At 71.7% G+C, this 12,668-nt stretch carries 13 protein-coding genes; 8 read left to right on the top strand and 5 right to left on the bottom strand.

Annotation, left to right across the window (positions count from 1 at the left end; genetic code table 11):
- The first annotated feature begins 74 nt into the window (after positions 1–74).
- Positions 75–1,943: an ATP-binding protein gene (locus tag ACIBST_RS47150; RefSeq protein ID WP_397179984.1), complete on the top strand. Its 1,869-nt coding sequence runs from the start codon at positions 75–77 to the stop codon at positions 1,941–1,943.
- Between the two features lie 151 nt (positions 1,944–2,094).
- Entirely contained in the window at positions 2,095–2,520 is a 426-nt protein-coding gene (locus ACIBST_RS47145; RefSeq protein ID WP_397179983.1) for an ATP-binding protein, read from the top strand.
- Here the strand turns inward: ACIBST_RS47145 and ACIBST_RS47140 are convergent.
- The 3 genes from ACIBST_RS47140 to ACIBST_RS47130 form a co-directional block, all read right to left on the bottom strand.
- Positions 2,517–3,158, bottom strand: a complete 642-nt coding sequence (locus tag ACIBST_RS47140) for a YidC/Oxa1 family membrane protein insertase (protein WP_397179982.1) — start codon at positions 3,156–3,158, stop codon at positions 2,517–2,519. The genes ACIBST_RS47145 and ACIBST_RS47140 overlap by 4 nt on opposite strands.
- A 76-nt stretch (positions 3,159–3,234) precedes the next feature.
- The gene (locus ACIBST_RS47135) at positions 3,235–3,435 is read right to left on the bottom strand and encodes a DUF6412 domain-containing protein (protein WP_397179981.1); all 201 of its coding nucleotides are present in this window, start codon (positions 3,433–3,435) and stop codon (positions 3,235–3,237) included.
- Positions 3,432–3,605, bottom strand: coding sequence for a hypothetical protein (locus ACIBST_RS47130; protein WP_352363275.1), 174 nt, complete (start codon positions 3,603–3,605; stop codon positions 3,432–3,434). The genes ACIBST_RS47135 and ACIBST_RS47130 overlap by 4 nt, the downstream gene beginning before the upstream one ends.
- Positions 3,606–3,711: 106 nt before the next feature.
- Here ACIBST_RS47130 and ACIBST_RS47125 point away from each other — a divergent pair, with 106 nt between their 5' ends.
- Both ACIBST_RS47125 and ACIBST_RS47120 read left to right on the top strand, forming a co-directional pair.
- Positions 3,712–4,410: a response regulator transcription factor gene (locus ACIBST_RS47125; RefSeq protein WP_397179980.1), complete on the top strand. Its 699-nt coding sequence runs from the start codon at positions 3,712–3,714 to the stop codon at positions 4,408–4,410.
- The gene (locus tag ACIBST_RS47120; RefSeq protein ID WP_397179979.1) at positions 4,407–5,531 is read left to right on the top strand and encodes a sensor histidine kinase; all 1,125 of its coding nucleotides are present in this window, start codon (positions 4,407–4,409) and stop codon (positions 5,529–5,531) included. The genes ACIBST_RS47125 and ACIBST_RS47120 overlap by 4 nt, the downstream gene beginning before the upstream one ends.
- 83 nt (positions 5,532–5,614) lie before the next feature.
- On the opposite strand, the gene ACIBST_RS47115 is transcribed toward ACIBST_RS47120, so the two are convergent.
- On the bottom strand, positions 5,615–6,040 hold the full coding sequence (locus tag ACIBST_RS47115) for a hypothetical protein (RefSeq protein WP_352318255.1): 426 nt from the start codon (positions 6,038–6,040) through the stop codon (positions 5,615–5,617).
- Positions 6,041–6,200: 160 nt separating this feature from the next.
- On the opposite strand from ACIBST_RS47115, the gene ACIBST_RS47110 reads away from it, so the two are divergent.
- The 3 genes from ACIBST_RS47110 to mptB all read left to right on the top strand — a co-directional run bounded on the left by ACIBST_RS47110 (position 6,201) and on the right by mptB (position 9,015).
- Complete coding sequence (locus tag ACIBST_RS47110; RefSeq protein WP_352318253.1) at positions 6,201–6,548, top strand: STAS domain-containing protein; 348 nt, start codon at positions 6,201–6,203, stop codon at positions 6,546–6,548.
- The gene (locus tag ACIBST_RS47105; protein ID WP_397179978.1) at positions 6,545–7,276 is read left to right on the top strand and encodes a glycosyltransferase family 2 protein; all 732 of its coding nucleotides are present in this window, start codon (positions 6,545–6,547) and stop codon (positions 7,274–7,276) included. The genes ACIBST_RS47110 and ACIBST_RS47105 overlap by 4 nt, the downstream gene beginning before the upstream one ends.
- 122 nt (positions 7,277–7,398) lie before the next feature.
- Positions 7,399–9,015 (top strand): polyprenol phosphomannose-dependent alpha 1,6 mannosyltransferase MptB, encoded by a 1,617-nt coding sequence (gene mptB / locus ACIBST_RS47100; RefSeq protein ID WP_397179977.1) that lies wholly within the window; start codon positions 7,399–7,401, stop codon positions 9,013–9,015.
- Here the strand turns inward: mptB and ACIBST_RS47095 are convergent.
- Positions 8,900–11,350: a hypothetical protein gene (locus tag ACIBST_RS47095; protein ID WP_397179976.1), complete on the bottom strand. Its 2,451-nt coding sequence runs from the start codon at positions 11,348–11,350 to the stop codon at positions 8,900–8,902. The genes mptB and ACIBST_RS47095 overlap by 116 nt on opposite strands.
- A 123-nt stretch (positions 11,351–11,473) precedes the next feature.
- Here ACIBST_RS47095 and ACIBST_RS47090 point away from each other — a divergent pair, with 123 nt between their 5' ends.
- Positions 11,474–12,664 (top strand): glycosyltransferase 87 family protein, encoded by a 1,191-nt coding sequence (locus ACIBST_RS47090; RefSeq protein WP_397179975.1) that lies wholly within the window; start codon positions 11,474–11,476, stop codon positions 12,662–12,664.
- Positions 12,665–12,668: the final 4 nt, after the last annotated feature.

Genomic DNA, 12,668 nt, shown 5'->3' with positions numbered 1-12,668 from the left:
CCGGAATCTTCGTGAGCGCAGCGTATCGGACGGATCGCCCGTCAGACCCACCACGCCACGTGCACTATGGAGGTGTGGGATACGCATGGGTCGGCAGTGACGAGGAGATCGCTCGCGCCGTGCTCGCCGGGTCCCCCAACGCCGTGGTGGCGCTCGACCGCGACCAGAGCGTGCTGGTCTGGAACGCGGCGGCCGAGCACCTGTTCGGCTGGACGGCGGACGAGATGCTGGGGCGCCGGGCGCCGATCGTCCCCGACGAGCTGGCCGCCGAGCACAACGCGGTGCTGGAGCGCGTGCGCACCGGGGGCCAGGTGTCGCTGCGCACCAAGCGCGTCCACAAGGACGGCAGGTCGCTCGACCTGCGGGTGGACATCAACGCCCTGCGCATGGGCAACTCCGTGGTCGGCTACGTGCTGGCCCACCATCCCGCGCGGGCCGACGAGGTCGCCGGGCTGCGCATGGAACGCCGGGCCCGGCTGGTGCGCCGGCTCACCGACGTGGTCGGCGACATCAACTCCGAGCTGGAGCTGCCGGCCGTGCTCGACCGCATCTCGGCCAGCCTCACCGAGCTGACGGGCGCGGACGCGGGCGGGTTCGTGCTCATCGAGGGTGAGCGGCTGCGGCTGGTCAGCACGTACCGGCTGCCGGAGACGCTCAGGGGCACCACCACCGGCCTGCGGACGAGCCTGGTGGACAAGCTCTTACGCACGGGCAAGACCGTCATGCTGGAGTCCCAGGGGCTCGGCGACCTGGTGTGGGCAAGGCTCAACGGGCTGCACACGATCGCGCTCGGCCTGGCCGCGGTCGGCGGACGCCCCTACGGCGCCCTCTACGCGCTGTTCGCCGGCCCCGCCCCCGGCCACCTGGAGCTGGAGCTGCTCGAACTGCTGGCCGGGCACGCCGGCATCGCGGTCGGCAACGCGGTGGCCTACCAGGAGGCGGTGCGGCAGCGGGCGCACGAGCGGGCCGTCTTCGACGCCAGCGCCGACGGCATCGCCGTGCTGGACGACGCCGGCCGGGTCGTGCGCTGGAACCCCGCCGCGGCCGAACTGACCGCCTTCCCCGCCGACGCGGTGATCGGCGGCCCGCCGCCGTTCCCGCTGCCCAGCCCCGGCGAGAAGCTGACGTTCCAGATGGAGAACGGGCGCTGGCTGGACGTGGTGAGCGCCCGGATCGAGGAGACCGGCGAGATCGTCATCGACTTCCGCGACGTCACCCAGGCCAAGGAGCTGGAGGAGGCCAAGGACCTCTTCCTGGCCACCACCAGCCACGAGCTGCGCACCCCGATCACGATCGTGCGCGGGTTCGCCGGCACGCTCGACGCGCGCTGGGACAAGATGAGCGACGCCGAACGCCGCTCGGCCGTGCACACGATCGCCGAGCGGGCCGGATCGCTGGGCCAGCTCATGGACCACCTGCTGCTGGGGGCCAGGGCGGGCGCGGACGAGCTGGCCGTGCGGATCGAGACGTTCGACCTCGCGGCCCGGATCCACGCGGCCACGCTCGGCCTGCCGGTGCTGTCCGACCGCCACCGCGTCGAGGTGCGCATCCCGGACGGATTGCCGCCGGTGCTGGGCGACGCCCTGGCAACCGACATCGTTCTGGGGCAATTGCTGGAGAACGCGTTTAAATATTCCCCAATGGGTGGATTGATCTGTGTTGAAGCTTGGCCCGAAGACGACGGCGTGGTCGTAGTGGTGGATGACGAGGGGGTCGGAATCTCACCGCCTGACCGCGAACGGATCTTTGAGCGCTTCGTCCAGGTGGACAGCGGGGACCGGAGGCGCTTTGGTGGAGTGGGGCTCGGCCTCTACATCGTGCGCAGTCTGGCCAGGGCACAGGGGGGAGAAGTGAGTGCTCAACCGAGGCCCGGAGGGGGTACGAGGATGCGGTTGGTCCTGAGGCGCGCTTCCACTATCCGATCCGACACACCGATGCGGTAACGAGGTGGTCACAGTTGAGCTGATCTATCGTCCAATGTGTACAAGCTGTGATCGAGATGCGGTTTCTGCGATTGGCTAACGGGGCATTTCGGTCGTACCGGGGAGTGTTCCCGCGGGGGGCACAGGGAACGGGGAGGTGGGTGTGTCAAGCGTGGTGCTGCTGCCGTACGCGCCGTCCAGCGTCGCCGTCGCCCGCCAGCGTCTGAGCACTGACCTGCAGGATTGTGGGGTCTACACCTCCGCGATCGACGATGCGGTGCTGGTGGTGAGCGAGTTGCTGAGCAACGCGCTGCGGCACGCGCATCCGCTGCCTTCAGGCATGGTGAGGGTCGCCTGGATGCGTAGCGACGATCACATAGAGGTGGCGGTCAGCGACGGGGGTGCGGCGACAGAGCCGCGGGCGGGCCGCCCGACCCTGTCTTCGCTCGGGGGCCGGGGGCTGGGGATCGTCGAATACGTGGCTGAGAGCTGGGGGGTTCGTCACGACGGTGACACGACGACGGTGTGGGCCATCCTGCCCGCACCCAACGGGGCGGCGGTGAACGGGCAGGTCGCGGCCCTGAAGGAGGCCGGTTAGGCGGTCCTGGCCGCCAGTACGGCCCGTTCGGTGACGGCCCACGCCGTGGAGGCCAGGAGGTACAGGCCGGCCGCCAGGGGGAGCACGAGCACGGCCAGCGCGGAGCCGTACGGCAACAGCGGCATGACCTTGCGCAGCAACTCCGGCTGCCCCTCCGGCACCTTGATCGAGCGTGCCGACAGCCATGCCAGCAGCACGAGCCCCGCGATGACGACGACGAAGACCGAAACCGGCCAACTGATCAGACCGAAATGGGCCACCACGCCCGCGAGCTGCTGTCCCAGCGGCGCCCCGAACAGAGTGTGACCGGCCAGTGCCGTCGGATGCGTGGCCACCCTGAACATCAGCCACAGGAACGGCAATTGCGCCAGCATCGGCAAGATCCCCGCGAACGGTGACGTGCCCTCCCGGGCGTACAGAGCGGTCAGCTCCTTGGACAGCCGCTCGGGATCGCGCCCATGGCGCTCGCGCAGTTCCTGGAGCTTCGGCGCGAGCCGCTGCCGGACCTGCCCGGCCCGCGCCTGGCGGACGTTGAGCGGCAGCAGGACCAGGCGTACGGCGAGGGTGAACAGCACGATGGCGAGCGCGGCGTGACCCCCGGACACGCCGATGACGAACGTGACAAGTGAATCGATCATGAGCCCTTCAGACATGACGACGGACCAGGGCTCATCACATGACGATGAGCCCCGCTTTGACGGAAGCGGGGCTCGCCTAAGGCGCTCGTGGACGCGGGCGTCCGGCCGCGTCGGGATCGCGCATCCGCTGGAAGGCCGTGCGGCGCGCGTAGGTCAGCGGGAAGCCGGGAGACTCACCGCCGGGGGTGGGCAGCGAGGTGGCCGCCCACGTGGCCAGCAGGAGGATCGCCATCATGGTGATCCCCACCAGCCACGGATCGAACAGAAGCGACGTCACTGCGACGAACGGGACTTACCGACGACGGTGACCGCGATGAAGACGATCAGGGCGACGACCCCGACGATCAGGACGAGCTTGAACAGGCCTGCCAGCAGGGGCAGGAGGAAGTTGAACAGCACGAAGAGACCGAGAAGGGTCCCTAAAACGAGCATCACGACTCTACTCATGAGGCCACCGTACGTCCTCCGAGCATGATCCGCGAGGCTTACGAACCTGTGACGTACATGTCCGCCACCATGTCCGCCACGTGGGGCTCGGCCGTACGGTGAGACGGTGAACACCCGCATCCTGGTGGTCGACGACGACCCGACCGTGTCCGAGGTCGTGGCCCGCTATCTGGAGCGCGACGGGCACGAGGTGGAGTGCGTGGGCGACGGCGCCGAGGCGCTGCGCAGGGCCCTGGCCGACCCGCCCGACCTCATGGTGCTCGACCTGATGCTGCCCAGGATCGACGGGCTCCAGGTGTGCAGGAAGCTCAGGGAGCGGTGGCCGGTCCCGGTGATCATGCTCACCGCGCTCGGCGAGGAGATCGACCGGGTGGTGGGCCTGGAGACCGGGGCCGACGACTACGTGACCAAGCCGTTCAGCCCCCGGGAGCTGGCGTTGCGCGTGCAGTCGGTGCTGCGCCGGGCGCGGGGGGCGTCCGTCACGGCCGGCACCGGCGTGCTGCGCGACGGCGACCTCGTCGTGGACGTCGGCGCCCACGAGGTGCGGCTCGGCGGCGCGCCGGTGATGCTGACGGCCAGGGAGTTCGACCTGCTGGCCTACCTCATGCGCAACCCGCGGCAGGCGTTCAGCCGGTCGGCGCTGCTCGACCAGGTGTGGGGGTGGTCGTTCGGCGACTCCTCGACCGTGACCGTGCACGTGCGGCGGCTGCGGGAGAAGGTCGAGGCGGACCCGACCGAACCGCGGCGGATCGTCACGGTCTGGGGCGTCGGCTACCGGTACGAGCCGATGGAGAGCGCGGGGTGACGCCTCCCGATCCCATGGTGTCGGTGAGCGAGCTGCCCATGGTCGTGGCCGTCTCGGCGGGGCTGGGGCTGCTGGTCGCCGCCGCCGGCGTATGGGCCATGGGACGGCTGCGGACCAGGTCGATCGGGGTGATGCTGGCCGTCGTGGTGGTGGTCGCCGTGGCGGCGACGCTGGCGGGCGTGGTCGCCATCACGATGAAGATGATCATCGAGGGGGCGGTCAAGGACTTCGTGCTCAGCGTGGTCGCGGTGGGCGGCCTGGTGGGGCTCGGAGTGGCGTTCGTGCTGGCCAGGCGGGTGGTGGGGGAGAGCAGGCGGCTGGTGGCGGCCGTGCGCGACGTGCCGTTCAGGGCGCCGCTGGGGTTGCCGGCCGAGCTCCAGGAGATCGCGAGCACCCTTGAGGAGGCGTACGCGCGGGAACGCGCGCTCGAAGGCGCGCGCCGGGAACTGGTCGCCTGGGTGAGCCACGACCTGCGCACGCCGCTCGCCGGCCTGCGGGCCATGGCCGAGGCCCTGGAGGACGGGGTGGTGGCCGACCGCGAGACGGTCGCCCGCTACCACGGCCAGATCAAGCTGGAGGTCGAACGCCTCTCGGCCATGGTGGACGACCTGTTCGAGCTGTCGCGCATCCACGCGGGCGCGTTGCGGCTCTCGCGGGCCAGGATCGGGCTCGCCGACCTCGTCGCGGACACGCTGGCCGGGGTCGAGCCGCTGGCCAGGGCCAAGGGGGTGGTGCTCACGGCGGAGGCGGCGGGGGCCGTGCCCGTGGAGGCCGACGCGGCCGCGCTGGGCCGGGCCCTGCGGAACCTGGTCGTCAACGCCATCCGGCACACGCCCTCGGAACGGGCCGTGGTGCTGCGGGCCGGGGTGGACGAGCAGGGGATGGCCTGTCTGTCGGTGGCCGACGGTTGCGGGGGGATTCCCGAGGAGGATCTGCCTCGGGTGTTCGAGGTGGCGTTCCGGGGGGAGGCCGCGCGTACGCCCACCGCCGACGGCGGCGCCGGGCTCGGGCTGGCGATCGCCCAGGGGATCGTCGAGGCGCATGATGGGATGATCGGGGTGGTCAACGAAGGACCGGGGTGCCGGTTCGAGATCCGGTTGCCCCTGGTGTCCGGAAGCTGACGTTCCCGCACGGTGTCCTGCCTCGATCTTCCGCTGTGGTCTCGCTTCCTCGGTCGTGGGCCGCCCGGGTCTGGGCGCCCGGGTCAGGCGGGTTCGGGGAGCGCGGTGTCGCGTTGCCCGAACGATTCCGACATCGCCCGGAACGTCGGGCAGGGCCAGCGCCACATGCAGCTCCGGCACCGCAGGATCGGGTTGGCGGTGTCGCTCGTGATGCCACCCGCGTCGCGCGGCTGGTGCAGGTCGAGCAGCCGCAGCCCGAGCTCGGCGAACCTGAGCAGGTCGGCGCGGGAGCCGGCCAGGAAGTCGAGGTCTTCGCTCGCCAGCCTGGTGCGGATCGGGACGTAGCCCTCGTGGTTCAGCAGACCGCGCAGGCGCGCTGCTTCGTCATGCCATGAGGTGGCCTTTTCTGTGCGGATGAGGATGGTCTCCAGACGTTCCCGGAGCCCCTGACGCTGTGGATCTTCAGGTTTCTCTGCATTCATCGATACGAGGCCCATGGGGCGGGCCACAGCCCCTCCTTCTCCGTGAAGCGTTGCCGGTTCCGGTGTCACGCTGTCAAGCTTCGCGTACTCTCCGTTTTGATGGAGCCCAAACGGAGGACAAAAACCTGTCGTTCCCCTCTCGGCGTGACAACGTGACCGGAAGCCTCCGCGCCGCTAGCCTGCCCATGTGGAGCTCAAGGTCTCGACTCGATCACATGCCGGGTGCGCACTCGTTGCCATCACCGGAGAAATCGACCTCTATACGGCGCCTCACCTGCAGGCCGAGTTCACTCGGCTGCTGCAGGACGAGCCCAGCCGGGTGGTCATCGACATGTCCGCCGTGGATTTCTGCGACTCCACGGGGATGAACGTGCTGCTCTCGGCGCTCAAGCGCATGAAAGAGCGGGGAGGTGTGCTGGAGGTGGCCGCGCCGCGTCCGGCCGTCCGCAAGATCCTGCAGGTCACGGGGCTCGTCTCGGTGTTCACCGTGCACGACGAGCTGCCGCAGGAGTTCCTCATCACCGAGGGATCATGACGCAGGCTGACACGGCTGTCGTCATTCCCGCGGTGAACGAGGGCGACCGCATCGCCGCCACCGTCGCCGCGGCGGCCGGCCTGCCGGGCGTCGATCTCGTCGTGGTCGTCGACGACGGCTCGACTGACCGCACCGGCAAGGTGGCGCGGGCGGCGGGCGCGCGGGTGGTCCGCCACAGCCGCAACCGCGGCAAGGCCGCGGCCATGGAGACGGGCGCGGAGGCCGTACGCCTCCTCGACGAGGACCGTGCCCCTCGCCACCTGCTCTTCCTCGACGCCGACCTGGGTGACACGGCGAGCGCCGCGGCGCCGCTGGTGGAGCCCGTGCGCGAGGGCAAGGCCGACATGACGATCGCGCTGTTCGGCACGCGGGTGAAGCTCGGCGGCCATGGGTTAGTCGTGCGCGTGTCCAAGGACGGCATCCGCCGCGCCACCGGCTTCGAGGCCGCCCAGCCGCTCAACGGCCAGCGTTGCCTGACCAGGGCCGCCTTCGAGGCCGCCCGGCCGCTGGCGCACGGGTTCGGCGTGGAGACGGCGCTCACGATCGACCTGCTGCGCAAGGGGTTCAGGGTCGTCGAGGTCGAGGTGGAGATGTCCCACCGGGCCACCGGCAACGACTGGCGGGCCCAGTTGCACCGCGCCCGGCAGTTGCGGGACGTCGCCCTGGCTCTGGCGAGCCGGGAGCCGGTGGTCGTCGAAAATCTCGGCAAACTCCTTCCTAAGCGGTGATTTCGGCCTCCGGGTTATCCACAGGCGTGGATGATCTGGGGCTGGGGCCGTGACGAGTGTGCTGGAATTTGCGGGTGACTTCGGAGAGACGCCGCAAACAGGCACAAGCCCCACCTTTCTGGGTGGCATCGCTGCGGCTTCCGTGGTCTGCCGCCGACCGGCGCCGGTTCCCGGCGGGCGGCGGCGGGGTCGCCGCGTGGGGTGCGCGGCCGGTGTTCGCCCGGGCCTCCGCGGCCGGTGGGCGGGCGGCGGCGCCTCGGCCGGGGCGGCTCGCCGACGCTGTCCGGGCGCGGCTCGCGGTTCCCGGGCTGGTGATGATCGCGGTCTCGGTGCTCCTGACGATCACGATCGGGTTGCTCGGGCCTTCTCCCATGGTTCCCGCGCTGGGCGGGCCGGGGTGGCAGCCGCCGTACTGGGTGGACGCCCGTCCTGATCCTTATGCGGTGCTCGTCCTGGCCGCCGCCGCCTTGCTCATCGGCGGGGCCGGGCTGCTGGCGGCGCTGGCCGCCGGGCCGCGTCCCGGGCTGCCGGTCCGGCCGCTGGTGCTGCTCGGTTGCCTCGCCGCGGGGGTGCTCGCGTTCCTGCCTCCCTCGGGCTCCGGCGACCATCTCAACTACGCCGTGTACGGCCGGATGGTCACGCTCGGCCTCAACCCCTACACGCACGGCGCCGTCGACCTGCCGGGCGATCCCATCGCCGACGCGGTCGAGCGGCCGTGGCGCGAGGAGCCCAGCGTCTACGGGCCCGTCGCCACCGCCCTCCAGGCATTGGCGAGCTGGATCGGGGGCGACTCGCTCCGGCTGACCATCTTCGTGCTGGCGGTGTTCAACGCCGCCGCCTTCGTCGTCACGGCCCTGCTGATCGACCGCTTCACCAGGAACGACCCCGCCCGGCGGCTGCGGGCCGCGCTGTTGTGGGCGGTCAACCCGCTCCTGCTCTACCACCTGGTCGCGGGCATGCACGCCGACACCCTGGCCATCGCCTGCATGGTGGCCGCGCTGCTGGCCAGGGCACGTCCGGCGGCGTCCGGGGTGCTGCTCGGGCTCGGGGTGGCGACGAAGCTCAACGCGGGGCTGGTGGCGCTGGGCCCCGCGTGGGAGCTGCGTCGCCGTCCGGGGCGGCTCGCCGTCATGGCGGCCGCCGCGCTGGCCGTGGTGGTCGTCGGCTACGCGGTCGTCGGGCCCGAGGCGATCACGCCGGTGACGACCACCAGCAAGGCGATCTCGCACGCCTCGTTCTGGAAGCTGGTGCAGGGGTGGCTCTGGGCGCTGGTGGGCACCGGGCGCGCTTACCGGGGCGAGATCCAGGTGGGCGCGCTGGCGGTGCTCGCGGTCGTCGCCTGGTCGTTGCTGCGGCTGGCGTCCCGGCGGTCCGCCTTCCGCGAGGGGGCCTCCGGAGGGCTGGAGGCGCCGGTCGTGGCGGCGGCGCTCGTCGTGGCCTACCTGTTCGCCACGCCGTACATCCTGCCCTGGTACGACGGGCTGGCGTTCGGCATGCTCGCCCTGGTGGGCGCCTCGGCCGTCGACGGGTTCATGGTCGCCCACCTGCTGATCCTGTCCCTGGCCTACCTGCCCGCCCGGGTCGACGGGCAGCCGCAAGGGGCCGAATGGCTCAGTGGCGTCCTCAGGCCTCAGATCGCGTGGGCGCTGCTGGCGTTGACCGTTCTGCTGGTGGGGTGGGCGTGGCGAGCTGCAGGGCCCGTACGCAGGCCGCGAGCGTCAGCGGCACCGCCACCGTGAGCGCCATGGCCGGGATGGCGATGCCCGAGTCGTTCATCAGGAAGCCGATGAAGGCGCAGGTGAGCGTCCCGAACAGGCCGGCCCTGAGCGGCGGGGCCAGCGCGTACGCCTGACCCAGCGCCGAGGCGCCCCACCTCGACGGGCGGGCCAGCACCAGGAACAGGAACGCCAGCGCGACCACCGAGAGCAGGGTCAGCGGCCAGTTGCCCACGCTCACCCCGATCATGGCCCCGAACTTGCGTCCGACGACGGTCCACGCCTGGCCGTCGATGATCTGCTGCACGAACGCGCCGAGATGCGTGCGCCTGTCGGCCGGGCGCATCCAGTCGAAGACCGAGATGGCGGCGATCAGCGCGACCGCGCCCACCCCCACGACCAGGAGTTTCACCACCGACACGCGCCTGCCGGACAGCAGGATGAGGAAGACCGCCACCCCGATCACGAACGCCGGCACACCGCCGAAGTCGGCGCCCCACGAGGGCGAACCGTCCGCGAAGACGGCGAAGGCGCCGTACAGGCCGCACAGCGCCACGACCACCGTCCTGGAGACGCCCCTGCCGAGCAGCCAGTGGGCCACCCCGGCCAGGCCGAGGACCGTGCCGGTGGCGTAGACGGCGAAGGCGATGTTGCTGAAGCCGTAGAAACGTCCTCCGGTGACGGGTTCGTAGCCGGTCACGGCGTTGACCTGGAGGGCCGAGCCGGTCATCACGTCGATGAGGAGGGCGAGCGAGGTGACGGCCGCGACCACGGTGAGCGGGCCCAGCACGTGCGCGCGCCACGGGCCGGCGAACGCGAGGCCGGTGATCAGGGCGGCGATGGCCAGGATCGTCACGATCACCGAGACCATCGGCATCGGCAGGCTCCACCACGGCACGAGCTGGGCCAGGAACGTGGAGACCGCGATCGCGCCGCTGACGGTCGCCACCACCTGGATGGCGGCCAGCAGCTTCGAGGCGTCGGCCGGTTCGCCGCCCGTGGCCGGGGCGGGGTGGCCGTTCGCCTCGGCAGCGCCCGTCACGGCGGCGGCCGCCGGCGGCGTGCGGTCATCGGCGGCGCCGGACGCGGGCGGGGCCTGCCGGACGCGGGAGGAGCGGCGGCGGCGCAGCGCCAGGGCGGCCAGGGCGTAGAAGAGCAGCTGGACGCTCACCAGGACGGTGAAGAAGGGCCCGCGTACGTCCCGCAGCACCTGGCTGGCCAGGTCGCCGTCGGCCAGCCGGGTCACCGTGGCGGCGGCCGGCGCGGTGGCGTCGCCGCCGGGCTGCCAGGCGCGGCCGACCACGTCGCGGGGGGCGGTCAGGCCCAGGAGCTGGATGGCGGTGGCGGTGAGGTCGGTGATGGTGACCAGGCCGTCCTGGCGGGTGGAGGAGGCGGTGAGGGAGCCGCCCGGCGGGTACGGCTGCCCGCTCGTGGACGGCCCGGTGGCGAGGGCCGCGTGGAGGTGGGCGTTCGGGCTGAGGTCGGAGATGCCGGCGAGCAGGACGGTGGTGTTCGGGGGCACTCTGCCGATCAGGGCGGCGATCTGCTGGTCCGCCCTGGCCGCGGCGGCTTGACGTTCGGCGGCCGGGAGGGAGACCGGGATCCCGTGGTCGTCGAGGGGGCCGCGGGCCCAGGCGGTGGTGAGGTCGGCGGCTTCGAAGACGATCAGGTTGTAGGGGGTCAGGTCGTTCAGGGCGTCGAGGGTGGGGGCGTATTTAGTGATTTTTCCGGTCTTGTCGGCGGCGGCGAGGGCGGCGCCGGGGCCGATCGCCGCCACCTTGCCCCCGCCGTCCGCCACCAACTGGCCGAGCGTGCCGATCTGCGCCGCGTAGCCGGTGTCGGCCTGGAAGGCCACCAGCTCCCGCCACCCGGGGACGGTGGCGCCGTCCCCGGCGGGCTGGGGAGGCGTCGCGGCGGGGCAGCCCTGTCCGGGCGTGCCGGCGCGCTGGCCCGCGGAGACGGTCAGCCAGCCCGCCATCGGGCAGGTGAGGCCGCGGTCCTTGGGCGGGACGGCGCGGGTGGACAGCGACGCCGAGCTGCCCTGGGCGGCGAGCTTCCACAGGGTGGGCGTGCCCGACTCGCTGAAGTCGCTCCACTGCAGACCTGGGACGCCCACCACCACGACCCGCCGCCCTTCGGGGCCGCCCTGCCCCGGGACGCCGCTGCCCGAGGCCGCCGCGGCGCCCGGCGCGGTCATGACGCCGGAGTGGATCATCGCGGCACCGCCCTGGGAAGCGGCGGCCGCGGCGGAGGCGGGAAGGAGGAGGGCGGCGAGCATGAGGCCGAGGAGCACCGTGACGAGCCGGCGGCGCGCCCGAGGCGCCGCTGTCCTGAGGTGCCGCAGGCGGGAGCCGGTCACGGCGCTCGGGGACGCGGGGCGTACGCGACGCGCTTGGTGCCCGCCCCCGAGCGTGGCGTAAGGCATGTACGGAACCCCCAGTGTCTGCGCCCTCGATCAACAGCCACGGTAACGTGCCACATCGTGACAAGAGGCGAGGTGCGAGTGATCCGGCGGCAGTGGTGGGCGTGGGCGGTGGTGGCGCTCGTCGTCGCGGCGGCGGCCGCGCCTCTCGTGCACACATGGCTGACCAACCCGGACGACCAGCGGCTCGTCGACCTCGACGTCTACCGTACCGGCGGCCAGATGCTGCTCGACGGCCGTCCGGTGTACGACTTCTTCACCCCGGCGCCCCAGTTGCTGCCGTTCACCTATCCGCCCATCGCGGCGATGCTGGCCGTGGCGCTGGCCGAGATGTCCTGGGGCACCGCCCAATGGGTGTGGACGGCCGGCATCTTCGCGGCGCTGGCGGTCACCGTCTGGTTCGCCTTCCGCCAGGCGCTGCGGGCCTACGTGCCGTGGGTGTTCGGGCTGCTCATGGTGGCCTGCACGTACCTGATGCCGATCCGGGACCAGGTGCGGTTCGGGCAGGTGGACATCCTGCTGGTCGCCCTGTGCCTGGTGGACTGCCTGGCGCGGCGGCCCTGGCTGCCCCGGGGGTTCCTGGTCGGGCTGGCCACGGCCGTCAAGCTGACTCCCGGCGTCTTCCTGATCTACTTCCTGGTCACCAGGCAGTGGCGGACGTTCTTCATGGCGGCGTTCGTGGCGGCCGTGCTGACGGTGCTGCCGTTCGTGGTGATCCCGCAGGACGCGTCCGCCTTCTGGTTCTCGGCGCTGCTCGATCCGGAGCGGCTGGGGGCGAACACCGCCACGACGAACCAGTCGATCCGGGGCATGCTGCTGCGGCTGTACATGCCGGAGTCGCTGACGTTCGTGATGTGGGCCGTGATCGTGGCGGCCGTGGCCTGGTACGGGTTCCGGGCGGCGCGGGCGGCGTACCAGGCGAAGGACGAACTGACGGCGGTGGCACTGACGTCGCTGATGGCGGTGCTGCTCTCGCCGGTCGCCTGGATCCACCATCTGGCCTGGGTGGTCGTGGTGCTCGGGGCGATCGTCGGCGACGGGCGCGATCCGGTCAGGCTGCGGGTGGCCGCGGGGGTCTGGCTGTTCTACGTGGTGCCCGTGCCCTGGTGGGGGGTCTCGCTGATCGCCGCCGGGATCCCGGGGGTGAGCCTGGTGCTGGGGAAGATCGTGCAGGACGGGTTCGGGCTCGGGGCGCTGGTCCTGGTCTGGCTGCTGGCGTCCTGGTTGCCCAAACGGCGGCAACTGGCTTGACCGA

Origin of the sequence: Nonomuraea sp. NPDC049684, from assembly GCF_044465345.1 — a bacterium.
Classification (GTDB): Bacteria; Actinomycetota; Actinomycetes; order Streptosporangiales; family Streptosporangiaceae; genus Nonomuraea.
Note: the sequence above shows the minus strand (reverse complement) of the source record. Positions and strands in the feature narration are given on the sequence as shown.